The organism is Craurococcus roseus, assembly GCF_039523795.1.
Taxonomy (GTDB): Bacteria; Pseudomonadota; Alphaproteobacteria; order Acetobacterales; family Acetobacteraceae; genus Craurococcus; species Craurococcus roseus.
In genome coordinates this window covers 100564-124377 of record NZ_BAAAFZ010000060.1, presented here as the reverse complement: position 1 = coordinate 124377, position 23814 = coordinate 100564, and the positions used below count along the sequence as shown (strand labels likewise).

General features: G+C 73.6%; 25 protein-coding genes. 14 read left to right on the top strand and 11 right to left on the bottom strand.

The window, feature by feature from the left end:
- Positions 1-19 precede the first annotated feature (19 nt).
- Positions 20-931: a DUF2272 domain-containing protein gene (locus ABD067_RS18660; protein ID WP_343896878.1), complete on the top strand. Its 912-nt coding sequence runs from the start codon at positions 20-22 to the stop codon at positions 929-931.
- Positions 928-2043 carry an NADH:flavin oxidoreductase/NADH oxidase gene (locus tag ABD067_RS18655; protein ID WP_343896877.1) on the top strand — a complete coding sequence of 372 codons (1116 nt, stop codon included), beginning with the start codon at positions 928-930 and terminating at the stop codon, positions 2041-2043. Before ABD067_RS18660 ends, ABD067_RS18655 begins: the two co-directional genes overlap by 4 nt.
- Positions 2044-2125: 82 nt before the next feature.
- Here the strand turns inward: ABD067_RS18655 and ABD067_RS18650 are convergent, their stop codons facing one another.
- From ABD067_RS18650 to ABD067_RS18640, 3 genes are all read right to left on the bottom strand, one after another.
- Complete coding sequence (locus ABD067_RS18650; RefSeq protein WP_343896876.1) at positions 2126-3253, bottom strand: hypothetical protein; 1128 nt, start codon at positions 3251-3253, stop codon at positions 2126-2128.
- A 266-nt stretch (positions 3254-3519) separates the two neighbouring features.
- Complete coding sequence (locus ABD067_RS18645) at positions 3520-3963, bottom strand: cell wall hydrolase (RefSeq protein ID WP_343896875.1); 444 nt, start codon at positions 3961-3963, stop codon at positions 3520-3522.
- A gap of 35 nt (positions 3964-3998) precedes the next feature.
- Positions 3999-5516, bottom strand: coding sequence for an eCIS core domain-containing protein (locus ABD067_RS18640; protein WP_343896874.1), 1518 nt, complete (start codon positions 5514-5516; stop codon positions 3999-4001).
- 256 nt (positions 5517-5772) lie between these two features.
- On the opposite strand from ABD067_RS18640, the gene ABD067_RS18635 reads away from it, so the two are divergent.
- On the top strand, positions 5773-6237 hold the full coding sequence (locus ABD067_RS18635) for a nucleoside deaminase (protein WP_343896873.1): 465 nt from the start codon (positions 5773-5775) through the stop codon (positions 6235-6237).
- A 27-nt stretch (positions 6238-6264) separates the two neighbouring features.
- Here the strand turns inward: ABD067_RS18635 and ABD067_RS18630 are convergent, their stop codons facing one another.
- The 4 genes from ABD067_RS18630 to ABD067_RS18615 form a co-directional block, all read right to left on the bottom strand.
- The gene (locus tag ABD067_RS18630; protein WP_343896872.1) at positions 6265-7017 is read right to left on the bottom strand and encodes a CBS domain-containing protein; all 753 of its coding nucleotides are present in this window, start codon (positions 7015-7017) and stop codon (positions 6265-6267) included.
- 89 nt (positions 7018-7106) lie between these two features.
- Positions 7107-8360 (bottom strand): CmpA/NrtA family ABC transporter substrate-binding protein, encoded by a 1254-nt coding sequence (locus ABD067_RS18625; protein WP_343896983.1) that lies wholly within the window; start codon positions 8358-8360, stop codon positions 7107-7109.
- A gap of 167 nt (positions 8361-8527) precedes the next feature.
- A complete protein-coding gene (locus tag ABD067_RS18620; RefSeq protein WP_343896871.1) occupies positions 8528-9805 on the bottom strand; it encodes a hypothetical protein in 1278 nt (425 codons plus the stop codon).
- Entirely contained in the window at positions 9805-10566 is a 762-nt protein-coding gene (locus ABD067_RS18615; protein WP_343896870.1) for an SDR family NAD(P)-dependent oxidoreductase, read from the bottom strand. The genes ABD067_RS18620 and ABD067_RS18615 overlap by 1 nt, the downstream gene beginning before the upstream one ends.
- A gap of 86 nt (positions 10567-10652) precedes the next feature.
- Here ABD067_RS18615 and ABD067_RS18610 point away from each other — a divergent pair, with 86 nt between their 5' ends.
- The 3 genes from ABD067_RS18610 to ABD067_RS18600 all read left to right on the top strand — a co-directional run bounded on the left by ABD067_RS18610 (position 10653) and on the right by ABD067_RS18600 (position 13394).
- Positions 10653-11651 carry a cyclase family protein gene (locus tag ABD067_RS18610; protein WP_343896869.1) on the top strand — a complete coding sequence of 333 codons (999 nt, stop codon included), beginning with the start codon at positions 10653-10655 and terminating at the stop codon, positions 11649-11651.
- A 39-nt stretch (positions 11652-11690) separates the two neighbouring features.
- Positions 11691-12722, top strand: a complete 1032-nt coding sequence (locus ABD067_RS18605) for a C-terminal binding protein (protein WP_343896868.1) — start codon at positions 11691-11693, stop codon at positions 12720-12722.
- Between the two features lie 339 nt (positions 12723-13061).
- A complete protein-coding gene (locus ABD067_RS18600) occupies positions 13062-13394 on the top strand; it encodes a hypothetical protein (protein WP_343896867.1) in 333 nt (110 codons plus the stop codon).
- On the opposite strand, the gene ABD067_RS18595 is transcribed toward ABD067_RS18600, so the two are convergent.
- Positions 13354-14346 (bottom strand): LysR family transcriptional regulator, encoded by a 993-nt coding sequence (locus tag ABD067_RS18595; protein WP_343896866.1) that lies wholly within the window; start codon positions 14344-14346, stop codon positions 13354-13356. The genes ABD067_RS18600 and ABD067_RS18595 overlap by 41 nt on opposite strands.
- Positions 14347-14476: 130 nt before the next feature.
- On the opposite strand from ABD067_RS18595, the gene wrbA reads away from it, so the two are divergent.
- The 3 genes from wrbA to ABD067_RS18580 are packed head-to-tail and all read left to right on the top strand — an operon-like array spanning position 14477 to position 17117.
- The gene (gene wrbA / locus ABD067_RS18590; protein WP_343896865.1) at positions 14477-15157 is read left to right on the top strand and encodes an NAD(P)H:quinone oxidoreductase; all 681 of its coding nucleotides are present in this window, start codon (positions 14477-14479) and stop codon (positions 15155-15157) included.
- Positions 15154-16119: a ring-cleaving dioxygenase gene (locus tag ABD067_RS18585; protein ID WP_343896864.1), complete on the top strand. Its 966-nt coding sequence runs from the start codon at positions 15154-15156 to the stop codon at positions 16117-16119. The genes wrbA and ABD067_RS18585 overlap by 4 nt, the downstream gene beginning before the upstream one ends.
- An 11-nt stretch (positions 16120-16130) precedes the next feature.
- Positions 16131-17117, top strand: a complete 987-nt coding sequence (locus ABD067_RS18580; RefSeq protein WP_343896863.1) for a glutathione S-transferase family protein — start codon at positions 16131-16133, stop codon at positions 17115-17117.
- Between the two features lie 7 nt (positions 17118-17124).
- Here the strand turns inward: ABD067_RS18580 and ABD067_RS18575 are convergent, their stop codons facing one another.
- On the bottom strand, positions 17125-18477 hold the full coding sequence (locus ABD067_RS18575) for an MATE family efflux transporter (RefSeq protein WP_343896862.1): 1353 nt from the start codon (positions 18475-18477) through the stop codon (positions 17125-17127).
- 152 nt (positions 18478-18629) lie between these two features.
- Positions 18630-19418: a M48 family metallopeptidase gene (locus tag ABD067_RS18570; protein WP_343896861.1), complete on the bottom strand. Its 789-nt coding sequence runs from the start codon at positions 19416-19418 to the stop codon at positions 18630-18632.
- Between the two features lie 532 nt (positions 19419-19950).
- Here ABD067_RS18570 and ABD067_RS18565 point away from each other — a divergent pair.
- The 5 genes from ABD067_RS18565 to ABD067_RS18545 all read left to right on the top strand — a co-directional run bounded on the left by ABD067_RS18565 (position 19951) and on the right by ABD067_RS18545 (position 23023).
- A complete protein-coding gene (locus ABD067_RS18565) occupies positions 19951-20196 on the top strand; it encodes a hypothetical protein (RefSeq protein WP_343896860.1) in 246 nt (81 codons plus the stop codon).
- Positions 20142-20471, top strand: coding sequence for a hypothetical protein (locus tag ABD067_RS18560; protein ID WP_343896859.1), 330 nt, complete (start codon positions 20142-20144; stop codon positions 20469-20471). Before ABD067_RS18565 ends, ABD067_RS18560 begins: the two co-directional genes overlap by 55 nt.
- Before the next feature lie 21 nt (positions 20472-20492).
- Entirely contained in the window at positions 20493-20849 is a 357-nt protein-coding gene (locus ABD067_RS18555; protein ID WP_343896858.1) for a type 2 periplasmic-binding domain-containing protein, read from the top strand.
- Positions 20824-21117 carry a GYD domain-containing protein gene (locus ABD067_RS18550; RefSeq protein ID WP_343896857.1) on the top strand — a complete coding sequence of 98 codons (294 nt, stop codon included), beginning with the start codon at positions 20824-20826 and terminating at the stop codon, positions 21115-21117. The genes ABD067_RS18555 and ABD067_RS18550 overlap by 26 nt, the downstream gene beginning before the upstream one ends.
- Positions 21118-21229: 112 nt before the next feature.
- A complete protein-coding gene (locus ABD067_RS18545; protein ID WP_343896856.1) occupies positions 21230-23023 on the top strand; it encodes an IlvD/Edd family dehydratase in 1794 nt (597 codons plus the stop codon).
- Positions 23024-23074: 51 nt separating this feature from the next.
- On the opposite strand, the gene ABD067_RS18540 is transcribed toward ABD067_RS18545, so the two are convergent.
- Positions 23075-23716 carry a cytochrome b gene (locus ABD067_RS18540; protein ID WP_343896855.1) on the bottom strand — a complete coding sequence of 214 codons (642 nt, stop codon included), beginning with the start codon at positions 23714-23716 and terminating at the stop codon, positions 23075-23077.
- Positions 23717-23814 lie beyond the last annotated feature (98 nt).

Genomic DNA, 23814 nt, shown 5'->3' with positions numbered 1-23814 from the left:
TTTGTGGACGACCGGTTCGATGTTTCGTTTCAAAATCCGCCCACGATCGCGGCCGCGCGCCCTTCGTTCCAGGCGCGGCGCAAGGGCCGCCGGGCGCGTCCTCCTCCTCGGCTCGCTCCTCGCCGCCTGCGCCGCCGTCGCGCCCCCGTCGCCGGGGCCGCCGCTGCCCTACCCGCCGGCCGCGCGGGAACGGATGCTGCGGATCGCCTTGGCGGAGTGGGAGGACTGGGGCCGGCGCGAGCGGACGCCGGGCGCGACGCCTCCGCCCGCCGCGTCCGCCCCGGCCGAGGCGGACCCGGCCAACTTCCCCCGCGTCCTCGCCTATTGGCGCGCGCTGGGGGACGACGGGGGAGCCGTGGCGCGCAACCGCGCGCTCTACGCCGCCGCCCTGTCCGGCCGCGCCGGCGCCGCCGCCGAGCTGTGGCGGGAGCCGGCGTGGTCCGCCGCCTTCGTCTCCTTCGTGCTCCGCGCCGCCGGGGTGGACCGGCGCGAATTCCCGCCGGACGCCGCGCATTCCGGCTACGTGGACGCGCTGGTGCGCGACGCCGAGCGCTTCCCCGCCCTCGCGCCCTTCGTGCCGCGCGAGCCCGGGGCCTATGCGCCGCGCCCCGGCGACCTCGTCTGCGCCGACCGGAGCGCCGAGGCGCCCATCGCCCATTGGCGCCAGCGCGCCGCCGATGGCGGCCGCTTCCGGCCCATGCACTGCGACATCGTGGTGGAGGCGGGGCCGGGCCACGTTCTGGCCGTCGGCGGCAACCTGGGCGACGCCGTGGTGCGCACCCGTTTCCCCGCGGACGGCTCCGGCTATCTTCTCCCGCCGCCGCCCGGCGGCCCGGTCTGGTTCGCGGTGTTCGAGAACCGGCTCGGCCGCCTGCCGCCCTGGGGCGAGAGCCCCGCCGCCCCCTATGACGCCGGGAGTCCCCGCTCGTGACCGACCTGTTCTCGCCCTTCGAACTGCGCGGAGTCCGCCTCCGCAACCGCATCGGCGTGGCGCCGATGTGCCAGTATTGCTGCGCCGGCGACGGCGTGCCGACCGAATGGCACTTCGCGCACCTGCTCTCCCGCGCGGTGGGCGGCGCCGGCCTGGTGTTCACCGAAGCGGCGGCGGTGACGGCGGAAGGGCGCATCACCCCCGCCGACCTCGGCATCTGGGAGGACGCGCAACTCCCGGCGCACGCGCGGCTCGCCTCCGCGATCGCGGCGGTGGGCGCGGTGCCCGGCATCCAGCTCGCCCACGCGGGGCGCAAGGCCAGCCGCCGGGCGCCGTGGGAAGAGGGCCGCGCCGTGCCCGGCTGGGTGCCGGCGGGGCCGAGCGCGCTGCCCTTCGGCGACTACGCCGAGCCGCGCGCCATGGGCGAGGGCGACATCGCCGCCACCGTCCGAGCCTTCGCCGACGCGGCCCGCCGCTCGGTCGCCGCTGGCTACCGGGTGGTGGAGATCCACGCCGCGCACGGCTACCTGCTGCACCAGTTCCTGTCGCCCTTGTCGAACCGCCGCAACGACGCCTGGGGCGGCGACTTCGACGGCCGCGCCCGCCTGCCGCTGGAGGTGGCGCGGGCGGTGCGCGCCGCGCTGCCGGACGAGGTGCCGCTGGCCGTCCGCGTGTCCCACACCGATTGGGTGGAGGGCGGCTGGACCACGGAGGAGACCGTGGAGCTGTCGCGCCGCTTCAAGGCGCTCGGCGTGGACCTCCTGGACGTGTCCTCCGGCGGCAACGACCCGCGCCAGAAGATCCCGGTCGGCCCCGGCTACCAGGTGCCCGGCGCCGACGCGGTGCGTCGCGGCGCCGGCGTGGCGGTGGCCGCGGTGGGCATGATCACCGAGCCGGAGCAGGCCCAAGCCGTTTTGTCCGAAGGCAGCGCCGACATGGTGCTGCTGGCCCGCGCCCTGCTGCGCGACCCCTACTGGCCGCTGCGCGCGGCGGCGGCGCTCGGCCGGACGGAGGCGCTGGACACGCCGCCGCAGTACGAGCGCGGCTGGAACGCGGTGGGCAAGGTCGTGAAGGCGGACGCGATCGCGCGGCCGATGCGGGCGTTGGAGTGAGACGCGCCGTCCGCCCCCATCCGGCGACGGCCGGCGCCCTGCGCCCGGCTCCTGCCGTTCGGCGGTGGAGGACGCCGCTTCGCTAAGCGGCGCCTTTCCCGGCCACCGCCCGTGTTTTCCCGCCCTCCGCCACCGCTGCGGCCTGCGTGGGCGACGGAAGGGCGCGCGTTTCGCCGGGGCTCTGACGGCTGCGCGACACACCCTTGCCAAGGACGTACCCGGCGATCGCCGCCAGCAAGGTCCCTATCTGCTGGCTGTCGAGGACCGCACCAAGGCCGAGGATCGTCGCCGCGAAGATTATAATGACGATCGTGGTGAACTCGAGGATGAACTCCGGGCCGCGGCCCCGTATGGCCGAGAAGTCAACCTCCAATACGTCGTGCAAAGCGTCGCTGGCCTCCCGCTCGGCATGTGCCAGGTCGTTCCGATACCATTCGCGTACGCATGCCGAGGCGCGATCGACCCATTGATCCACATCCTTCTCGAACGCTCTTACATCCTTCTGGAACGCTCTTAGACGTTCCGCAAAGTCATTCTCCTTCCCCTTCACTTCGGGAGGCTTGTTTGCATGCTCGCCCCTTTTGAGGGGGTCATCGAGAGTGGTGAAACCGTCTTGGTCAGAACCTCGGGTCTGACCTCCGTATCCCGGGCCACCTCCTCCATGCATCAGGCCAGGGGGGGGCGTCCGAAAGGGATTTGCCGTCGGATCGCTGCGCCAAGGGTCGAACCCGTCTCCGCTGTGGGCCAAGCGTTCTACACGCGCCATCATCCTGAGACGGCTTGCCGTTGAGCGCTCAATCTCGTCTACCACGCTGCTGGGCTTGGGATAGCTCGTCCGTGTCTCATCCAGCTCGTGGGCCAGCTTCAAGAGATGGTCACCGGCGCGCGGGGTTTTGTGCTCGGCCGACCACTCCTTGGCCCGCTCGCTCACGGCCTCCAGCAACTCTTCGACGTAAACGCCCCTCAGCCACTTCTCGCGTATGGGACCGCTGCGGCGCTCGTGTTCGTAGTTGCGGACGGCATCTCCGTAGATGCCGGCGAAGTACCCAGACTGTTCGATTTTGTTGTACCAGCGGAGAAGCAGAAGAAACAAGCCGCCGATCAAGACTATGAGAAACGTTATGGCCGTGAAGCGGAGCCAAGCAGGGTCCAGTAGTATTATCCTTGTGTTGGCCTGCGTCGCGCCGGTGGCGTTCGCGGTCTCCGCCAAGGCGGAGGTCGCCTCGGCGAAACCGAGCGCAAGGACGGCCAGCGCGACTTTCGCGCAAGGTGACAAGCTACCCGGGAAATGTCGCATTGGAGCCTCTTACATCCGAGGAGATTGGGACGTGGCGCCGCCGAGCAGGGGCATCCGCACCCCCGTTGCGGCCTCTCCGGCGGCGGGAGCGCGACGGCCGACGAAACGGAGCGGCGACTCGTCCCGTCAACCGGCCAGGGAAGGCGCGGACCCCCGCCGGCGCTTCCCGCACCCGCCGGCTAGGCCACCTCCTTGAAGAAGATGTGCCGGCCGATGCGCGCGGTCTCCGTGGCCCCGACGGCCCACGACGGCACGCGCCCGTGCATCCCGATCGGCGCGTAGTAGTGAGTCGCGCCGCCGGTGGTGTCCGGCATGCCCCAGGCCTTCTCGACGACGGCGGCGATCTTCCTGTAGCCCTGGCGGTCGGGCGGCAGGTCCCTCAGCGTCGAGCAGTTCAAGTCGTCCGCGTTCCAGCAGGAGAACTGCCACGGGCGCCGGCACTCGGCGGCGGCGCACGTCCCCCGCCGCAATGCCCGGTTGCGGATGACGTGCACGACGGCGATCTGGCCCTCCTCCGGCTCGCCGCGGGCCTCGCCGTAGACGGTCCTGATCAGCACGTCGCGGTCCTCGTCCGAAAGTGGCGGCGCCGCCGTGGTCAGGCTCGGTTCTCCCAGTCGCACCATCGCCGGTCCCTCCCGTTCGCTCGTCGCGTCAGCCGCTAATCGAACCTTTCCCAGAACAGCTCCTGGATGCGGCCGCCGCCGTCCCTGTGGGCGAGGATCTGGGCCTCGAAGTGCGTGTACCCCGCGGGCTTCCCGGCCGCGCCCGGCGCGCCGGTGCGGGCGGAAAGGTCCACCGCCGGGTGCCAAGTGCCGTCCCACCAGAGCTCGTGGGCGTGCCCGTCCTTGCCGCGGAACACCACGTGCTGCCCGCCGATGAAGCTGTAGCTGAAGGGGTCGCTCGCCGCCGGCGGCGCGCCGGTGCGGGCGGAGAGGTCCACCGCCGGGTGCCATGTGCCGTCCCACCAGAGCTCGTGGATGCGGCCGCCCGTGCCTTGGAAAACGATGTGCTGCGTGCGGCCCAGCGTGTGGGCGCGGGGTTCGCCGGCCGCCGGCGGCGCGCCGGTGCGGGCGGAGAGGTCCACCGCCGGGTGCCATGTGCCGTCCCACCAGAGCTCGTGGACGTGCCCGTCGGTGCCGCGGAACACGACGTGCTGCGTGTCGCCGAGGGCGTAGCCGAACGGGTCGCCGGCGGCGGGCGGCGCGCCGGTGCGGGCGGAGAGGTCCACCGCGGGGTGCCAGGTCCCGTCCCACCAGAGCTCGTGGATGCGGCCGTCGGTGCCACGGAAAACGATGTGCCGGGTCTTCCCGAGCGCGTAGCCGTGCGGCTCGCCGGCGGCAGGCGGCGCGCCGGTGCGGGCGCTGAGGTCGCCGGCGTGCCACCCGCCGTTCCAGTACAGCTCGTGGATGCGGCCGTCCGCGCCGCGGAACACCACGTGCTGGGTGTCGCCGAGCGCGTAGCCGAACGGGTCGCCGGCGGCGGGCGGCGCGCCGGTCGCGCGCGTCAGGTCATGGTGGTGCCAGGCGCCGTCCCAGAAGAGCTCTTGGATATGTCCTTGGACGTCGCGGTACACGAGGTGTCGGTAGTAGCCGCGCGCATAGACGGACGGATCGCCGGCCGCCGCGGGGGCCGTCGCAGGGTCCTTCCCGGGTTCGGCCGGGGAACTGAGCGCCGACGGCGTGCTGGCGCTCCAGGTATTGGCCGGGGGAATGGTGAGCGGGCGGCTGTTCGCCACCGCCCGGGCCTCCCTTTCGAGGGGGTTTCCCTCGTAGCTGCCGGCCTCCAGGTAGCCGACCCCGTAGTCGCAAGCGAACTTGTCCTCGTCGTTGTTCCGTCGCCTGACCTGGTCGGTGTGGGTCAGTTCGTGCGCCAGCAGCCGCAGCCCCGCCTGGGTTTTCTGGATGCCGCTGTGCTTGAAATAGACCGTGTGGCCGAACGTCATCGCGTCCACGTCGGGATTGTACCACGCGCCCGGGAGCGTGGCGTTCACGTGGAAGCCGGCCTTTCCGAAATTCAGCTTGGGGAGGAGGGGCCCCAGCAGCCTCACCGTCCTCGGCTTCAACGTCCGACGCGGGCTGCCGAGGTTGGCTATTTCGGCGGCCTTCTTCGCGGCGAAGTAGATCTGCACCCCGCCCGCGCAGCCGCCGAACTTCTTCAGTGTGTCCAGAACACCCATGATCCCCTCCTAGTCCGTCGTGAGCAGGAGAACCCCTGGGCCAGCGGCGGTCATTGATGAAAATCAATGCTGAATGAACGAACGAGAGTCCGCGCCCTCGCGCCGCTCCGGTGCGCTCGTCCCCAGACGCCGCCGCGTCCGGCCCACACGCGGGCCGGCCCCTCCGCCGTTGAGGGTGGGTGCCGGGCATCATGGACCGCCGCGGCATGGCGGGTGAGGATGTTCTTCACTGCGAAGGACGGGAACCCGCACGATCATGGACGACCAACCGGACGGACCCACCGGCGCTGACCTCGCCATAATGGCGGCCGCCCTGGCGGAAGCGGAACGCGGCGCCGCCGAGGGCGGCGTGCCCATCGGCGCCGCGCTGGTGGAAGACGGCGCGGTCGTCGCCACCGGGCGCAACCGGCGGGTCCAGCAAGGCGACCCGATCGCCCACGGCGAGATGGACTGCCTGCGCGCCGCCGGGCGCCGCCGGGGCTACCGGCGCACGACGCTCTACACCACCCTCAGCCCCTGCATGATGTGCGCGGGCACCATCGTGCAGTTCGGCATCCCGCGCGTGGTGGTCGGCGAGAACGCCACCTTCGGCGGCAACGAGGAATTCCTGCGCTCGCGCGGCGTCGAGGTCGTGGTGCTCGGCGACCGCCGCTGCGAGGCGCTGATGCGGCGCTTCCAGGCCGAGCGCCCGGAGGTCTGGAACGAGGACATCATGGAGTAGCCCCGCCCAGGCCGCCGGAGAGGGCGCTCAGATGTACTGGCTCGGCCAGAGCACAGGCGCGTCCACCATGCGGTCCTCCACGCGCTCCACCCCTTCGATGCGCTCCGCGAGCACGCGCAGGCCGCGGCGCACCTCGTCCGAGCGGGCGAAGCCGTGCAGCGCCACCACGCCGTCCTGCACGTCGGCGAAGGCGTACTGGCCGCCCGTCCAGGGCTGCGCGCGCATCTCCTTCCGCAAGGCGGCGCGGATGCGGGCGTCGCGCGCCGCGGCCGCCTCGGCGTCGGCGGCGCCGAGCTTGGCCGGGGGCTCCATCACCGCGCGCAACAGGTCCGCGCGGGACACCACGCCGGCGAGCCGGCCGTCGCGCAGCACCGGCAGGCGCTTGACGCGGCGCTCCTCCATCAGGCGGGCGCAGCGCTCCGCGGTGGTGTCCTCGTCCACGGTGGCGAGGTCCTTCGCCGTCATGATGTCCCGCGCCGCCGCCCCGTGCGTGCGGGCATAGCGCGCCGCTTCCCGGTCGGGGTTGCTGAAGAAGCCGCGCAGCCAGCCCGCCGGCTTCTCCTCGGCGCCGGCGAGGCGGCGGAGCAGGTCGGCCTCGGTCACGATGCCGAGCAGCCGGCCCTCCGCATCCGTCACCGGCGCCGACGAGATGCCGCGGTCGGCGAGCAGCCGGGCGAGGGCGGGGGCGGGGGTGTCGGGCGGCACCGTCACCACCCCCGTCGTCATCACGTCGCGCGCGCGCAGCGATCCAGGGCCCATGTCGGCGGCCTCCTCGGTCATGACGACCGCATTCTGGGGGCGGGCCGGCGGGGGCGCCTTGCGTTGGATCAATGGCGCGCCTGGCCTGGGAGGGCCAGGCGCGCCCCGCTTCAGGCCGCGTTCTTGATCGGCTGCGACGCGAGGTAGGCGGAGGGGTTCTCGGGGTCGAAGGTCTTGCCGTCGAAGAAGGTCTCGGTGCCGCGGCTGGTGCCCCGCGGCGTCTCCGCCGCCTTCACGCCGGCGCGCTCGGCGGCGGCCCGCCACACGGCTTCGCGGTTCACCTGCTCCACCATCGCCTTGAGGTCCGCGCCCGCCGGCAGGTGGCCCCACCGCACGTTCTCGGCGAGGAACCAGAGGTCGTGGCTGCGGAAGGGGTAGGAGGCGTGGTCGCGCCAGAACTTCATGGCGAGGTCGGGATTGGTCGCGCTCCGGCCGTCGCCGTAGTTCACCTCGCCGCGCAGGCGGGGGAGGATGTCGGCGACGGGCACGTTGAACCAGGCCTCGCGGCTGACGATGGAGCAGAGCTCCTCCTTGTGCGCCGCCTCGTCGCACCAGCGCTGCGCCTCGATGACGGCGGCCGTCAGCGCCTCCGCGGCGCGGGGGTGGGCCTGCACCCAGTCGGCGCGCATCGCCAGCGCCTTTTCCGGGTGGTCCTTCCACAGCTCGCCCGTAATGGCGGCGGTGAAGCCGGCGCGCTGGTTCACCAACTGGCCGTTCCAGGGCTCGCCGACGCAGAAGGCCTCCATCGCGCCCGTCTTGACGTTGGCCACCATCTCCGGCGGCGGCACCGTGATCGTCTTCAGGTCCTTGGCGGGGTTGATGCCCCCGGCGGCGAGCCAGTAGCGCAGCCAGAGGTCGTGCGTGCCGCCCGGGAAGGTCATGGCGACCTTGCTCTCGGGCGTGAGCGCGTCCTTCAGCTTCCCGGCGTCCAGCCGGACGCCGAGCGCCGCGTTCATGCCCGCGCCCGAGATGCCCTGGCCGTTGAGGTTCAGCCGCGCCAGGATCGCCATCGGCACCGGCTTGTTGTCCGGCGTGATGCGCCCCGCGTGCAGGAGGTAGGGCATCGGCGTCAGGATGTGCGCGCCGTCGATCCCGCCCCCGGCGCCGCCCTGGACCAGCTTGTCGCGCACCGCGCCCCAACTCGGCTGCTTCCGCACCTCGACCTCGGGCATCCCGTGCTTGGCGAAGAGGCCCTTTTCCTTGGCGATGACGAGCGGGGCGGCGTCCGTCAGGGCGATGTATCCTAGGACGGCCTTCTTCGCCTCGGGGACGGTGGACCCCTGGGCGAAGGCGCCGCGGGGTGCGGTCGCGCGCGCGGCGGCGAGCAGGGCGGCGGTCGCGGCGATGGCGCCGCGGCGGTTCATGGTGGCCACGTTCTCTCCTGAGCCGGTACGTAGAATTACGTGGGAGGAACTTGAACCTAAGCGACGAATTTTGCAATCGCGTAATGGTGAGGTTCCGGAACATGAGGCGGGCCGGCCAGGGCGCCCGGACGCGCGCAAGCTTCCCCTGGGCCGGACGCCTTTCCCGGTCAGCGCGTCGCCTGCTCCAGGAACCGCAGCAGCGCCGCGATGTCCCCGGCCTCCTCCACCCGCTGCACCGGCATGGTCGTGCCCGGCACGACGACGTCCGGCCCGCGGGTGAACAGGTCCGCCACCGCCTCCCGCGTCCACACGATGTCGCCGCGCGACAGCCGCTCGGAGTAGCGGTAGCCCGGCAGGCTGCCCATGCGCCGGCCGAACAGCCCGTGCAGGCTCGGCCCGGCCATGTTGGCGCCGCCCTCCGGCGTCAGCGCGTGGCAGGCGGCGCAGGCGCGGAACACGCGCGCGCCGTGCGGGTCGAGGCCGCCGCCTTCCGCGGTCGCCGCCGCGTCGGCGCCGGACGCCAGCGGGCCGAGCGGGGCGCCCGTCGCGGCGTCCCACCGTCGCACCACGCGGTCCTGCCCGCCGGTCCAGAGGGTGCGCCCGTCCGGCGCGAAGGCCACCGACCACACCGGCAGGCCCGGCCCTTCCAGGGTGCGCAGCAGCCGCGCCTCCGCCACCGACCAGATGCCCACGCTGCCGCCCATGGAAGCCGTGGCCAGCACCGCGCCGTCCGGCGAGGCCGCGAGCCCGACCACGGGGCGGTTGCCGGCCGCCAACTCGCGCACCGCGCCATCCGGCGCGACCAGGCGCACCGCGCCGTCCACCCCCGCGCTCGCCACCGTGCCGTCCGGCAGCGCGAGCGCGGCGTTCTGCGGCAGGCCGAACTCGGCCAGCACGCGGCCCTCGCCCGTCGCGGCGTCCCACAGCCGCACCGTGCCGTCGTAGCCCGCGCTGACCCATCCCGCCCCGGCCCAGGCCAGCCCGTTCACGGGCCCGGCGTGGCCCGCGAAAACGCGCGCTGAGCCGTCCCCGGCCCAGACGCGGACCGTGCCGTCCCACCCGGCCGAGGCGAGCGCGCCGTCCGGCCCGGCCGCCACCGCGGCCACCGGCGCCCCGTGCCCTTCCAGCACGCGCGACGGCTCCGGGGCGCCGCCCGGCGGCCAGACCGCGACGCGGCCGTCCTCGCCGCCGCTGGCGACGCCGCCGCCCGGCAGCGCCGCCAGCGCGTTCACCGAACCGCCGTGCCAGCGGGAAACGTGGCGCGCCCGCCCGGCGGCGGCGTCCCACAGGATCACCGAATGGTCGAAGCCGGCGGAGGCGAGGCGCTCGTCCGGCAGCACCGCCAGCGCGCGCACCGGGCCGCCGTGCCCGGCGAGGTCCTGCGCGCGCCCGGCTGCCGCCGCCATCCCGAGCGCGGCGAGCAGCGCCAGCGACACCGACCGCATCAAGCCGTGAGCCCCCCGTCCACGCGCAGCACCTGCCCGGTGATGTAGGCCGCGCCGGGCGAGCACAAGAAGGCGATGGCCGCCGCCACCTCGTCCGGCTCGCCCACGCGCCCGAGCGGGATGCGTTTGGTCCGCTCCTCCATCCCCCTCGGGTCGACCGCGTGGTGCGCGCCCGGGTCCTTGCGCGTGAAGCCGGGCGACACGGCGTTGACCGTCACGCGCGGCGCCCACTCTACCGCCAGCGCGCGCACCAGCGCCTCCAGCGCCGCCTTGGCCGCGGCGGAAGCGGGGAACACCGGCACATCGGGGCGGAACACGTGCGCCACGAAGGAGGACACGGCGACCAGCCTCGGGTCGCGGCCCGCGCGCAGGTGCGGCGCGGCGGCGCGGGCGAGGCGGAGGAAGGCGAAGGCGATCGCGTCGTGGCTGCGCGCGAAGCCGGCGTCGTCCAGCTCGGCGACCGGCGTGCGGTCGGCGAAGCCGGCGTTGGAGACCAGCGCGTCCAGGCCGCCCAGCGCCTCCGCCGCCCCCGCGACCAACCGCTCGGGCGCGCCCGGCTCGGCGAGGTCCGCGAGCAGCACATGGGCTTCGCCGCCGCGCCCCCGCACCGCCTCGGCCGCGCGTTCGGCGCCCTCGCGGTTGCGGCGGGTGTGGACCAGGATGGCGGAGCCGGGACCGGCCAGCGCGCGGCAGGCCGCGGCGCCGATCCCGCTCGCCGCCCCCGTGACCAGTATCCGCCGCCGTTGTTCGGGTGTCGCCACGTTCTCGTTTCCGTGCAAGGCTCGCCGCGCGACGGCGCGCCGTCGCCACGAGAGACTGTAGCATCGGGGGGGACGGCATGAAGTTGTTGTCGAGACGCGGCCTGTTCGGGGCCGCGGGTTGCATCGCCTGCGGCGCCGCGCACCTCGGGTTCAGCGCGACGCCGGTGCAGGCGCAGCAGGCGCCCGCCGGCGGCGGTGGCTGGCGCCCGCCCGCGTCCGCGCAGCGCTGCCCCTCGAAATGGGGCCCGACTGACCGGCGCGGCTCCATGAACCTGATGACGCCGGAACGCGCCAAGAAGGCCGCGGCGATGATCCGCACCGGCGAAATCGTGGAGCTGGGGCACACGCTGGCGCAGACCATGCCCTTCTTCGGCACGCGCCGCTTCGACGTCCACCTGAAGCAGCAGTTCCCGAACCCGCAGGCCAACCAGCGCGGCTCCAACGAGGAGTTGGTGGTCACGGAGATAGGGCAGGTCGGCACGCAGCTCGACATGTTCCCGCACCAGACCATCGGCGACGAGACCTACAACTGCGTCAAAGTGCCCTCCATCGCCAGCCGCAACGGCTTCCGCGAGATGGGCGTGGACACGGTGGGCACCATCTTCACGCGCGCCGTCCTGCTCGACATCGCCGGGCTGAAGGGCGTGCCGGTGCTGGGCGACGACTACGAGATCACGGTGGCCGACATCGAGCAGGCGCTGCAACGCCAGAACAGCCGCGTCGAGGAAGGCGACGCGGTGATCTTCCACACCGGCTGGGGCACGCTGTGGGGCCGCGACAACGCGCGCTACGTGCGGAGCTGCCCGGGCATCGGCGTGGCGGCGGCCGAGTGGGTGATTCAGCGCAACCCGATGCTGATGGGCGCCGACAACTGGCCGGTGGAGTGCGCGCCGAGCAAGACCATGCCGGAGGCGTCGCTGCCGGTCCACCAGATCGCGCTCGTGATAAACGGCGTCCACCTGCTGGAGAACATGAAGCTGGACCGGCTCGCGCAGCGGCGGGAACGCGAGTTCGCGCTGATGGTGCAGCCGCTCAAGGTGCAGGGCGGCACCGGCAGCACCGTGGCGCCCTCGGCGCTGTTTTGAGAGAACGGGCGGCGCCCGCGCGCGCGCCGGCGCCGCCCGATGCAGACAAGGAACGACATGCCGTCCTTCGCCGTCCTCGAACCCGAAGGCCTCTACCCCGATTGCGAACTGGAGCGGCGCGTGCTCGGCGCCGGCGTGCGCGTCCTGCAAGGCGGCGCGAAATCCGGCCTGGACGAGGTGCCGGACGACCTGTGCGCCCAGGCCGACGGGCTGATGACCTTGCGGATGCCCGTGCCGGCGGACCAGCTCGCGCGCTTCCCGAGGCTCAAGGTCGTGGTCCGCATGGGCGTGGGCTACGACCGCGTGGACCGCGCCGCCTGCGCCGCGCGGGGCATCACGGTCTGCAACGTGCCGGACTACGGCACGCAGGAGGTGGCGGAGTTCGCCGTGCTGCTGGCGCTCGCCCTGCGCCGCGGCCTGCTGCTCTACCACGACACCCAGCGCGCCGACCCGCCCGCGCCCTGGACGGTGGTGCCTTCGGCCCTGGTGCGCCGGCAGGAGGCGCAGACCTTCGGCGTCCTCGGCCTGGGGCGCATCGGCACGGCGGCGGCGCTGCGCGCCAAGGCGCTCGGCTACCGCGTGGCGTTCCACGACCCGCACCTGCCCAACGGCGCCGACCGCGCGCTCGGCATCGCCCGCGCCCGCACGCTCGACGAGCTGCTGGCCCAGTCCGACGTGCTCTCCATCCACGCGCCGCTGACGCGCGCGACGCGCAACCTCGTCGGCGAGCGCGAGCTGCGCCTCTTGCCGCGCAACGCCGTGGTGGTGAACACCGCGCGCGGCCCGATCCTCGACGTCGACGCGCTGGAGCGGTGCCTGCGCGACGGCCACGTCGCCGGCGCCGGCCTCGACGTGGTGCCGGAAGAGCCGCCGCGCGAGCCGCTGCCGAGCCTGCTCCGCGCCTACCGCGCGCGGGAGGATTGGACGGTCGGCCGGGTGGTCATCACGCCTCACATCGCCTTCCACACGCCCGAGGCCTGGGACGACATACGGCTGAAGAGCGCGGAGACCATGCGCGACGTGTTGGTGGAGGGGCTGCGCACCAACGTCATCCCGCCGGAGGCGGATTGAGGGGCGGGCCACGGGGCAAATTATGTTTTGAAATCGTAGCAAAACTGGTGCGAGTGTGATAGTGGGCGTCCGGAGGACGGGCCCATGAACACGAACCCCGACGATTGGTGGTTGAGGAGGCGCCATCCGCCGGTCGGCCCCGGCGATGCATGGTCGGGTGGCGGCAAGGCTTACCGGGCGTGGATGGACGCCAAGCCCAAACCCGAACCTCCTGCGCGCGCCGGTGTGTTGCGGGGAACGGCGGGGCGCGTCGCGCGGAATCGGCCGCCGAACCCGCGGGCGGCGCGTTTCGTGCGCATCCGCTGGCGATCGCGTCCGGGGCGTTGGCTTGCGCTGGGCATGGCGGGTCTGGCTGCTGTCGTCTTCCTCGTCCCGCTCGCCTGGGCCGGGCGCCTGGACCCGTGCGCGGCGGCGGAGGTGGCGCTCGTGGACAAGGCGGTCGGCCGGGACGGCAGCCTCGCGGCGAGCAAGGTGCGGGTCGCCAACTGGACCGGCGCCGACGGCGGGCTCCTGTCCCACGGAAGGGTGGGCCGGGAGATCGCCGCTAAGGAGTACGCCGGGTGGCCGGCGGCCGCGGGTTGCACGGCTCTGTTCTGGCGCGCCCGCTGGGAAGTCGCCTCGTTCGGCGGCTTCACGGCCGTCCTGACTCGCGCGCTGTCGGTTCGGCGCTGAACGCCGTGGCTTCCGCCCCGCCTGCCGCCCGCACGCCCCAGCACGGGTCCCAGTAGGGCTCCGGGCCGAAGCGCGCCGCCAGGAACTCGATCAGCGCGCGCAGCCGCGCCGGGGCCGGGCCGCCGGGCGGGCGGACCACGTGCAGGCCGTGCTCCGGGATCGGGAAGGCTTCGAGCAGCGGCAGGAGCGCGCCGCTGCCGAGCGACCCGCCCGCCAGGAAGGTGGGCAGCACCGCGATGCCCAATCCTTCGAGCGCCGCCACCATCAACGCCTCGCCGTTGTCGGCGCGGAAGCGGCCGTGCGGGCGGAGGGCGACGACGCCGCGGCCGGTGCGGAAGCGCCAGGTTTCGCCCCCGTTCGGCGTGGCGGAGTAGACGAGGCAATCGTGCGCCGCCACGTCCTCCGGCCGCGCGGGCGCGCCGCGGCGTTCGACGTAGGCCGGGCTCGCCACGGCCACCAAGCGCACCGGGGCGATGCGCCGCGCGACGAGGCCCGAATCCGGGAGGGTGCCGATCCGCACCGCCGCGTCGAACCGCTCGCCGACCAGGTCCACCGGCCGGTCGTTGTAGGACACGTCCAGCGCGACCCGCGGGTGGTCGGCGGCGAAGCGCGCCAGCGCCGGCGCGAGGTGCGCCATGCCGAAGGAGAGCGGCGCGGCGATGCGGAGCGTGCCGGCCACGCCGCCCTCGCGGCCCGCCACCTCCTCCCGCGCCTCGTCCAGCTCCGCCAGCACGCGGACGCAGCGCGCGTGGAAGGCGGCGCCGGCCTCGGTCGTGGAGACGCCCCGCGTGGTGCGGGCCAGGAGCCGCGCGCCGCCGAGCGAGGCTTCCAGGCGCGAAACGCGCCGGCTGAGGATGGATTTCGCCAAGCCGAGGCGCGCGGCGGCGCGGCTGAAACCGCCCGTTTCGACCACGGCCACGAAGGCCCGGATGCCGTCCAGTTCGCCGTCCACCCGCGCGCGTTCCCCTTGTAGCAACAGTACGGTGCCAGTGATGGCGGTTCCGGGCGCGCCTTGGAACGGCCAGATGGTGGGCAACCGCCGGGCGCCCTGCGGCGCTTGGCCTTTTTGGAAGGACCGAACCATGTCCCAGACCGCCGACGAACAAACCAAGGCGCTGATCGCGTTCTACTCCCGCTCCGGCGTCACCGAAGCGCTGGCCAACGCCGTGGCCGAGGGGGCCCGCGCCGCCGGCGCCGAGGTTCGGCTGCGCCGCGCCCGCGAGGTCGTCCCGCCCGAGGTCATGGCCAAGGCGAAGGGCTGGCGCGAGCAGGCGGAGGCCATGAACGCCAGGTACGAGGCGCCCACGGAGGCCGACGCCGAATGGGCGGACGCCATCGTGTTCGGCACGCCGACGCGCTTCGGCTCCGTGGCGTCCGAGCTGAAGGCCTACATCGACGGCCTCGGCGGGCTGTGGGCCCAGGGCAAGCTGAACGGCAAGGCGGGGTCGGTGTTCGGCACCACCTCCACGCCGCACGGCGGCAACGAGTCGACGCTGATCTCGCTCTACAACCCGATGGCGCACCTCGGCCTCGTCATCGTGCCGCTCGGCTACGCGGACCCGGCGATGTACAAGGCCGGCACGCCCTACGGCGCCTCCGCCGTGTCGTTCAACGAGGCGAAGCCGCCCACCGACGACGACCTGGAGGTGGCGCGGTTCCAGGGCCGGCGCGTGGCCTTCGTCGCGCGGGCGCTCAAGGCCGCGCGCATCACCGAGACGAAGCAGGGCCAGGCCGACCAGGTCGGGCAGGAGAGTCGGTCATGAGCGACGCGCCGGCGCCGGCCCTCACCGGCCTGCACCACCTCACCGCCGTTTCCGCCGACGCGCCCGGCAACCTGCGCTTCTACACGCGGGCGCTCGGGATGCGCCTGGTGAAGCGCACGGTGAACCAGGACGACACGGCGGCCTACCACCTGTTCTACGGGGACGGGCTGGCCTCGCCGGGCTCGGACATCACCTTCTTCGACTGGCCGGTCGGCCGCGAGCGGAGGGGCAACAACAGCGTCACCCGCACGGGCCTGCGCGTGTCGGGCGGCGCCGAAGCCCTCGACTGGTGGGCGGGGCGCTTCCGCGGACTCGACGTGCCGCACGGCGCCGTCGCGGAGCGGGACGGGCGCTTGGTGCTCGACTTCGAGGATCCGGAAGGCCAGCGGCTCAGCCTGGTGGACGACGGCGGGACGGGCGGGGGCGAGCCGTGGGACCGCAGCCCCGTGCCGCCTGAGCGCCAGATCCGCGGCCTCGGGCCGGTGGAGATGACGGTGCCCGACTTCGGGCCCACGGACGCCGTGCTGACCGGGGTGATGGGGATGCGCCGCGCGCGGACCTACGCGAACGCGGACGGCGAGGTCCAGGTCTACGGGATGGGCGAGGGCGGCAGCGGCCCCGCGGCGGAACTGCACGTCGCCGTGCGGCCGGACCTGCCGCCGGCCCGTCCCGGCGCGGGAGGCGTCCACCACGTCGCGTTCCGCACGGCGGACGAGGCGCAGTACCGTGCTTGGGCGGAGCGCTTGTCCTCCCTGCGCGTCCGCAACTCCGGCCCGGTGGACCGGCACTACTTCCGCTCCCTCTACTTCCGCGAACCTGGCGGCGTCCTGTTCGAGATCGCCACCGACGGCCCGGGCTTCGCCGTGGACGAGCCGTTGGAGTCCTTGGGCGAGAGCCTCTCGCTCCCGCCCTTCCTCGAAGGGCGGCGCGCGGAGATCGAAGCGCGTCTGAAGCCGATCTGAGGAGCCGCAGGATGGGATTGCTCGTCGAAGGCGTTTGGCGCGACCAGTGGTACGACACGGCCGCGAGCGGCGGCCGGTTCGTGCGCAAGGACAGCGCCTTCCGGAACTGGGTGACGCCGGACGGCGCGCCCGGCCCGACCGGCCGCGGCGGCTTCAAGGCCGAGCCGGGGCGCTACCACCTCTACGTCAGCCTCGCCTGCCCTTGGGCGCACCGCACGCTCATCATGCGCGCGCTCAAGGGGTTGGAAGAGGCGATTTCCGTCTCCGTGGTCCACTGGCTGATGCGCGAGGACGGCTGGACCTTCGCCGAAGGGCCGGGCGTGGTGCCCGACACGGTGAACGGCGCCGCCTTCCTCCACCAGGTCTACACCGCCGCCGACCCGCGCTACTCGGGGCGCGCGACGGTGCCGGTGCTGTGGGACAAGCGGGAGCGCACGATCGTCTCCAACGAGTCGTCCGAGATCATCCGGATGCTGAACTCGGCGTTCGACGGCGTCGGCGCCGAGCCGGGCGATCACCACCCAGAGGCGTTGCGGGCGGAGATCGACGCGGTCAACGCGCGCGTCTACGACACGGTGAACAACGGCGTGTACAAGGCCGGCTTCGCCACCACGCAGGAGGCTTACGAGGAGGCGGTCCGGCCGCTGTTCGAGACGCTGGAATGGCTCGACGCGCGGCTGGCCGACCGCCGTTTCCTGATGGGCCACGCGCTCACGGAAGCCGACATCCGGCTGTGGACGACGCTGGTGCGCTTCGACCCGGTGTATGTCGGCCACTTCAAGTGCAACATCCGCCGGCTCGTGGACATGCCCAACCTGTGGGCCTACGCGCGCGACATCTACCAAACGCCCGGCGTGGCCGGCACGGTGAACTTCGAGCACATCAAGCGGCACTACCACGAGAGCCACCGCACGGTGAACCCGACCGGCATCGTGCCCCTCGGCCCCGTCCTCGACTTCGCCGCGCCGCACGGGCGGGAGAGGCTCGGCCGGCGCTGATCCTCCTTCAGCCGGGCGCGGGGGGCGCCCCCGCCAGCCGCCGCCACCGCCGCAACAGCAGCGCCGCCACCACCAGCAGCCCGGCGGCCAGGCCGGTCCAGATCCCGGCCGCCCCGAGGCCGAGCGGGAAGCCGAGCAGCAGCCCGACCGGCAGGCCGATGCCCCAGTAGCCCAGGGCGGCGAAGAGCATCGGCGCGCGGGTGTCCCGCAGGCCCCGCAGCGCGCCCGCCGCGACCACCTGCACGCCGTCCGCCAACTGGAACAGCCCGGCGATCACCAGCAGGGTCGCCCCGAGGGCCGCGACGGCGGGCGCGTCGGGGTCGGCGGCGGACAGGAACAGCCAGGGCAGGGCGCCGGAGCCCGCCACCATGCCCGCCGCCATGACCGCCATGAAGGCGGTGCCGAGCGCCACCGCGACCGAGCCGGCCAGCGCCGCGCCGGGCATGTCGCCCGCGCCGGCGGCGAGGCCGACCCGCGCCGTCGCCGCCTGCCCGATGCCGAGCGGCACCATGAAGGTCGCCGTCGCCGCCTGCACCGCGACCGCGTGAGCCGCCACCGGCACCGCGCCGAGGAGGCCGACCACCAGCGCGGCGCCGGCGAAGAGGCCGATCTCAAGCCACATCTGCCCGGCGATGGGCAGGCCGACGCGGAACACCTCCCGGAAGCGCGGCCAGTCCGGCCGCCACAAGCGCCCGAGCAGGCGGAAGCGCCGCAACCGCCGGTCCCTGGCGATCAGGCCCAGCAGGGCGAGCGGCATGAGCAGATTGACCAGGAAGCTCGCCAGCCCGGCGCCCGCCACCCCGAGGCGCGGCGCCCCGAAGGCGCCGAACACCAGCGACCAGACCAGCAGGGCGTTGGCGCCGACGCCGCCGAAGGCGACCAGCAGCGCCGGCCCGGGCTGCTCCATCGCCGCGAGGAAGCCGCGCAGCACGATGAAGGCGCCGAAGAATGGCATCCCCCACATGAACGCCCGCAGGTAATCCGCCGCCATCGCCGCGACGGCGGGTTGCTGGCCGGCCGCGAGCAGCAGCGCTTCCGCGTGCCAGAGCAGCGCCCAGGTCGGCAGGGTCAGGGCCATGACGGCCCAGAGCGCCTGCCGCGCGCTGCGGCGCATCTCGCGCATCCAGCCGCGGCGCGCCGCGCCGTCCGTCCGCCGCGAAGCGCCGCGCGCCTGCGCCAGCAGCGGCGCCGCGGCCAGCGCGATGCCGAAGGTGGGCGCCTGCACCGCCCAGTAGAGGTTGCTGCCGATGGTGACGGCGGCCAGCGCCTCCGCCCCGAGGCGCCCGACGATCATGGTGTCCGTCAGCAGCAGGGCGACGCCCGAGAGGTTGGTGAGCGCGATCGGCCAGGCGAGGGCCATCGTGGCCCGGGCCTCCGCGGCCCAGGCCCGTCCCCTCGGCGCCGCGCCGCGCGCCGCCGTCGCCCGGCGGTGTGCCAGCGTCCCGTCCATCGCGGCTGCATAGCGGACGCGGCGGGGCGGCGCCCGTGATGTTTCCGCGGGTGCGCCCCGCGCTAGGCGCGCGCGGGGAGCCGGCCGTCGCTGGCGAGCACTTCCGCGACGGCGCGGTCGTAGGCGGCGAGGCGTTCGGGGCCGGCCGGGTGGGTGTCCAGCATCCCGGTCTCGCGCCGGGTGGAGGCGCGCGCCATGGTCACGAGGAAGCCGCGCGCCTTCCGCAGGTCGTACCCCGCGCGGTGCAGCATGACGGCGGCGATGTAGTCAGCCTCCCGCTCCTGCTCCTTGCTGAAGGAGAGGCGCCCGATGCCGGCGCCCGCCCGCATCCCTGCCTGCGCCGCGTCCCCCGCGACGGACGACGCCCCCGCCGCTGCGGCCAAGCCGCCGAGCAGTAGCCCGCCGAGCGCCGCGCCGACCGTCGTGTTGCGGCCCGCCCGGCGGACGTGGTCGGCCGCGTGGTGGGCCATTTCGTGCGCCAGGACAAAGGCGACCTCGTCCTCGGAGCGGGCGTACTCGACGATGCCGCGGTTGACCACGATGAGGCCGTCGCCCATCGCGGACGCGTTCATCGACCTGTCCCCGGTGGCGCGGAAGCGCCATTCGCACGTCCCGGCGCCGATCTCGCGGCACACGCCGGTGGCGGGGCCGAGGAGGCGGGCCTGCGCGGCGCGCAGGGTGGCGAGCACCTCCCCGTCCGTGACGGCGCGCCGCGCCGGCAAGGCGCCGGCGGCGATCTCGGTGGAGGCGAGGCCCAACTGGCCGGCGCCGACGCCGGGCAGGCGGTGGACCGCGCCCGAGCACCCGCACAACGCGCACGCGCCGAAGACGGCGGCGCGACGACCGAGCATGCGAACCTCCCACCGCGCGACGCGCCGGACCCGGCGCAACGACGACGGGCATACCGGCGCCTGGGGGCGTTTTGAAGGCCCGGAAGCGGCGGCCGCGTGGCGGCCGCGCCGGACAGGGCAGCAGCTCGGCCGGCCCGTGCCAAGCCGCCGCGGATTCTACTGTGCGCCGCCACCGGCTTTGTTGCATGCTCCCTCCTCCTCCTCCTCCTCCTCCTCCTCCTCCTCCTCCGCCGCCGCAACGACGACGACGGAGGACAATCATGGACCGGAGAGTGTTCCTGGGCGCCCCCGGTAGCGGCGGTGCCGCCGCCTTGGCCGCGCCCGCGCTCGCGCAGACGCAGAACCCCGAGATCCGCTGGCGGATGCCCAGCTCGTTCCCGCGCAACCTCGACGTGCTGTTCGGCTCCTGCGAGCAGCGCGGCCGCCGGGTCGCGCAGCTCACCGACGGGCGCTTCCGGATCACGCCCTTTCCGCCGGGCGAGATCGTGCCGGGCTTGCAGGTGCTGGACGCTGTGCAGGCGGGCACGGTGGAATGCGGCCACACCCCGCGCTGTTCTACGTGGGCGAGGGGCCGGCGCTGGCCTTCTTCACCTGCGTGCCCTTCGGCCTCACGCCCCGGCAGACGTCGGCTTGGCTGCGCTACGGCGGCGGAATGGCCCTGGCGCAGGAGGTGTTCCGCCCCTTCAGCGCCGCCTTCCCCCCTTCGGGGACACCGGCACCCAGATGGTCGGCTGGTTCCGCCGCGGGGTCCGCTCGCTCCGGGACCTGCAAGGGCTGAAGTTCCGCGTGTCCGGCATCGCCGGCAACGTGTTCGAGCAGATGGGCGTGCTGGCGACGCAGATCGCGCCCGGCGACATCTACCCCTCGCTGGAGCGGGGCGTGATCGACGCCGCCGAGTTCATCGGCCCCTACGACGACGAGAAAGTGGGGCTGAACCGCGTCGCCCGCTTCTACGACGCGCCCGGCTTCTGGGAGCCGTCCTCGCGCGGCGGCCTCATCGTGAACCTGCGGGCCTGGGAGGCGCTGCCGGCGCACTACCGCAACGCGGTCTAGGTCGCCAGCGCCGAGATCGACGTGGACCAGTCCGCCCGCTACGACGCCCGGAACCCGCCGGCACTGCGCCTCCTGGTGGCGGGCGGCGCGCAGCTGCGGGCCTGGCCGCGGGAGGTGCTGCAAGCGGCGTGGCGCGAGGCGCACGCCCTTCACGAAGAGACCGCGGCGCGCAACCCGCAGTTCCGCAAGGCCTGGGACAGCTACAAACCTTGGCGGAACGAGCAGTTCCAATGGTTCCGCGTGGCGGACAACGCCTACGACAACCTCGCCTTCACCGCCACCGCCCCGGGCCGTTTCATGGCATTGTTCCCGTTCCTCGGTCCATCGAAGGCCGGGGAAAGGGAGAACGGCCATGCCGACCTACATCGCGTTCGGTAACTGGACGGACCAGGGCGCGCGCGCCATCCGCGAGTCGCCGCGGCGGCTCGACACGGCCAAGCGCCAGCTCGAGGAGATGGGCGGGCGCTTCGCCGGCTTCTGGATGACCATGGGCGAGCACGACATGGTGCTCATCTACGAAACGCCGGACGACGCCGTGGCGGCGCGGTTCACGCTGGCACTCGGCAGCCTCGGCTCCGTGCGCACCAGGACGATGAAGGCGTTCCCCGAAGCGGCCTACCGCGAGATCATGGCCTCGCTGGGCTGAAGCGAACGCCTTGCCGCCCCCGCCCGCCGAAGCGGGCGGGGGCGGCCCCGCGCGGCCGTTGACAGCCCCGGCCCCGCGCTCGCAGCTTCCGCGCCGGGACGAGGAAACCGACATGGCCGGCAGCGACCAGACCAGGAAGAAGTTCAAGCTCCGCAGCCAGCGCTGGTTCGACGACCCGGAAGACCCGGGCATGACCGCGCTCTACGCCGAGCGCTACCTCAACTTCGGCCTGACGCGGGGCGAGCTGCAATCGGGCAAGCCGATCATCGGCATCGCCCAGACCGGCAGCGACATCGCGCCCTGCAACCGCCACCACCTCGACCTGGCGAAGCGGGTGCGGGACGGCATCACCGCGGCGGGCGGGCTGGCGCTGGAGTTCCCGATCCACCCGATCCAGGAGACGGGCAAGCGCCCGACGGCGGCGCTGGACCGCAACCTCGCCTACCTGTCGCTGGTGGAGGTGCTGCACGGCTACCCGCTGGACGGCGTGGTGCTGACGACGGGCTGCGACAAGACCACGCCCGCCTGCCTGATGGGCGCGGCCACCGTGAACATCCCGGCCATCGTGCTCTCCGGCGGGCCGATGCTGGACGGCCACCACCAGGGGCTCCTGACCGGCAGCGGCACCATCGTCTGGAAGGCGCGCAAGATGCTGGCGGCCGGCGAAATCAACTACGACAACTTCATGGAGCTGGTGTCCTCGAGCGCCACCAGCGTCGGCCACTGCAACACCATGGGCACGGCGCTGTCCATGAACTGCCTGGCGGAGGCGCTGGGGATGTCGCTGCCGGGCTGCGGCGCCATCCCCGCGCCCTACCGCGAGCGCGGGCAGATGGCCTACAAGACCGGCCGGCGCATCGTGGAGATGGTCGGCGAGAACCTGCGCCCCTCCGACATCATGACGCGCGAGGCCTTCGAGAACGCGATCGTCGCGGCGAGCGCGCTCGGCGCCAGCACCAATTGCCCGCCGCACCTCCTCGCCATCGCCCGGCACATGGGCGTGGAGCTGGCGATCGAGGACTGGGACCGCATCGGCCACGACGTGCCGCTGCTGGTGGACTGCCAGCCGGCCGGCCGCTTCCTGGGCGAGGCGTTCCACCGCGCGGGCGGCGTGCCGGCCGTGATGCTGGAGCTGCACAGGGCCGGCAAGATCCACGGCGGCGCCAGGACCGTGTCCGGCCGCACGATCGCGGAGGACGCGGAGCGCGCGGTGGTCGTGGTGGACCGCGAGGTGATCCGCCCGTACGCCAAGCCGCTGAAGGAGCGCGCCGGCTTCGCCATCCTGTCGGGCAACATCTTCGACAGCGCGGTGATGAAGGTCAGCGTCATCGACCGCGAATTCTACAACCGCTTCCTGTCCAGCCCGGCTGGCGTGTTCGAGGGCCACGTGGTGGTGTTCGAGGGGCCGGAGGACTACCACGACCGCATCGAGGACCCCTCGCTCGGCATCGACGAGCGCACGGTGCTCGTCATCCGCAACTGCGGCCCGGTCGGCTATCCCGGCAGCGCCGAGGTGGTGAACATGCAGCCGCCGGCCGCGCTGCTGAAGGCCGGCATCGACACGCTGCCCACCATGGGCGACGGGCGGCAGAGCGGCACCTCCGGCAGCCCGTCCATCCTCAACGTCTCGCCGGAGGCGGCGGTGGGCGGGGGCTTGGCGCTGCTGAAGTCGGGCGACCCGATCCGCATCGACCTGAACAAGCGGCGCGTGGACGTGCTGATCCCGGAAGCGGAGCTGGCGGCGCGGCGCGCGGCGTGGAAGCCGCCGCAGCTCGTCAACAAGACGCCCTGGGAGGAGATCCAGCGGAGCATGGTCGGCCAGCTCGGCACCGGCGCCTGCCTGGAGCCGGCGACGCTCTACCTCAACATCCTGGAGACGCGCGGGGAAAGCCGGCACAACCACTGAGGCGCTGGCGGGGCGGCCGGGTTCTCGGCCGTCCCGCGGACGGACCCGGACTCAGGCCATCCCCTTCGCTTCCGCGTCGCCGCCGGCGGCGTCCGGCCCGGGGCGGGGCGCGGCGGCCTCGCCTCGCCGGTCCGGCGCGCGGCCGCCCGGCAGCATCGAGGCGAGGACGCCGTCCTTGAGCACGTAGTGGTGCGCCAGGGCCGCCGTGGCGTGGAAGCCGATGGCGCTCAGCATGCCGTAGGCGAGCCAGCGCTTCGCCTGGAACAGGGAACGGGCGAGTTCGCGGTCGGCGTCGGCCAGCATCGGCATGGAAAGCCCGAACATGCCGACACCGATGCCCTTGCTGTTCAGGTGGAGCCAGCCCAGCAGCGGCACCGCCAGCAGCGCGGCGTAGAGCGCGCCGTGCACGGCCTTGGCCGCGTAGGTGAGGGCGTCCCCGCTGCCGTCCGGCCGGCCCCCGCCGCGCCCGCCGGTCAGCCGCCAGGCGAGCCGCGCCGGCACGACGAAGAGGAGCGCGAGGCCCAGGCTCTTGTGCAGCGAGGCGGAGCCCTTCATCAGGTCGGGCCAGAGCGCGAGGGCGAAGCAGGCGAGGACCAGGGCGGCCGTGGCCCAGTGCAGGGCCAGGCTCAGCGGGTCGTAGCGGTCGCGCGCGGCCTCGCCGCGGGCGGGGCGGAGGTTTTCGCCGTCCTCCATGTGTTTGCTTCGTCCTTCCCTGAACTCGGATGCGGGGCCGGCCGCGGGGCCGTGGCTGCCCGTCCGCGCCGGCGAGCGCCGCGCCCGCGCCGGGCCGG

Bases quoted from the DNA above. Each gene is read 5' to 3' on its own strand.
- ABD067_RS18565 (WP_343896860.1), top strand. From the start codon at position 19,951: ATGCGGCCACACCCCGCGCTGTTCTACGTGGGCGAGGGGCCGGCGCTG.
- ABD067_RS18635 (WP_343896873.1), top strand. From the start codon at position 5,773: ATGGACGACCAACCGGACGGACCCACCGGCGCTGACCTCGCCATAATG.
- ABD067_RS18600 (WP_343896867.1), top strand. From the start codon at position 13,062: ATGGCGGGTCTGGCTGCTGTCGTCTTCCTCGTCCCGCTCGCCTGGGCC.
- ABD067_RS18645 (WP_343896875.1), bottom strand. From the start codon at position 3,963: ATGGTGCGACTGGGAGAACCGAGCCTGACCACGGCGGCGCCGCCACTT.
- ABD067_RS18550 (WP_343896857.1), top strand. From the start codon at position 20,824: ATGCCGACCTACATCGCGTTCGGTAACTGGACGGACCAGGGCGCGCGC.
- ABD067_RS18605 (WP_343896868.1), top strand. From the start codon at position 11,691: ATGCAGACAAGGAACGACATGCCGTCCTTCGCCGTCCTCGAACCCGAA.
- ABD067_RS18580 (WP_343896863.1), top strand. From the start codon at position 16,131: ATGGGATTGCTCGTCGAAGGCGTTTGGCGCGACCAGTGGTACGACACG.
- wrbA (WP_343896865.1), top strand. From the start codon at position 14,477: ATGTCCCAGACCGCCGACGAACAAACCAAGGCGCTGATCGCGTTCTAC.
- ABD067_RS18570 (WP_343896861.1), bottom strand. From the start codon at position 19,418: ATGCTCGGTCGTCGCGCCGCCGTCTTCGGCGCGTGCGCGTTGTGCGGG.
- ABD067_RS18560 (WP_343896859.1), top strand. From the start codon at position 20,142: ATGGTCGGCTGGTTCCGCCGCGGGGTCCGCTCGCTCCGGGACCTGCAA.
- ABD067_RS18620 (WP_343896871.1), bottom strand. From the start codon at position 9,805: ATGCGGTCGGTGTCGCTGGCGCTGCTCGCCGCGCTCGGGATGGCGGCG.
- ABD067_RS18630 (WP_343896872.1), bottom strand. From the start codon at position 7,017: ATGACCGAGGAGGCCGCCGACATGGGCCCTGGATCGCTGCGCGCGCGC.
- ABD067_RS18575 (WP_343896862.1), bottom strand. From the start codon at position 18,477: ATGGCCCTCGCCTGGCCGATCGCGCTCACCAACCTCTCGGGCGTCGCC.
- ABD067_RS18640 (WP_343896874.1), bottom strand. From the start codon at position 5,516: ATGGGTGTTCTGGACACACTGAAGAAGTTCGGCGGCTGCGCGGGCGGG.
- ABD067_RS18545 (WP_343896856.1), top strand. From the start codon at position 21,230: ATGGCCGGCAGCGACCAGACCAGGAAGAAGTTCAAGCTCCGCAGCCAG.
- ABD067_RS18625 (WP_343896983.1), bottom strand. From the start codon at position 8,360: ATGAACCGCCGCGGCGCCATCGCCGCGACCGCCGCCCTGCTCGCCGCC.
- ABD067_RS18540 (WP_343896855.1), bottom strand. From the start codon at position 23,716: ATGGAGGACGGCGAAAACCTCCGCCCCGCCCGCGGCGAGGCCGCGCGC.
- ABD067_RS18660 (WP_343896878.1), top strand. From the start codon at position 20: ATGTTTCGTTTCAAAATCCGCCCACGATCGCGGCCGCGCGCCCTTCGT.
- ABD067_RS18585 (WP_343896864.1), top strand. From the start codon at position 15,154: ATGAGCGACGCGCCGGCGCCGGCCCTCACCGGCCTGCACCACCTCACC.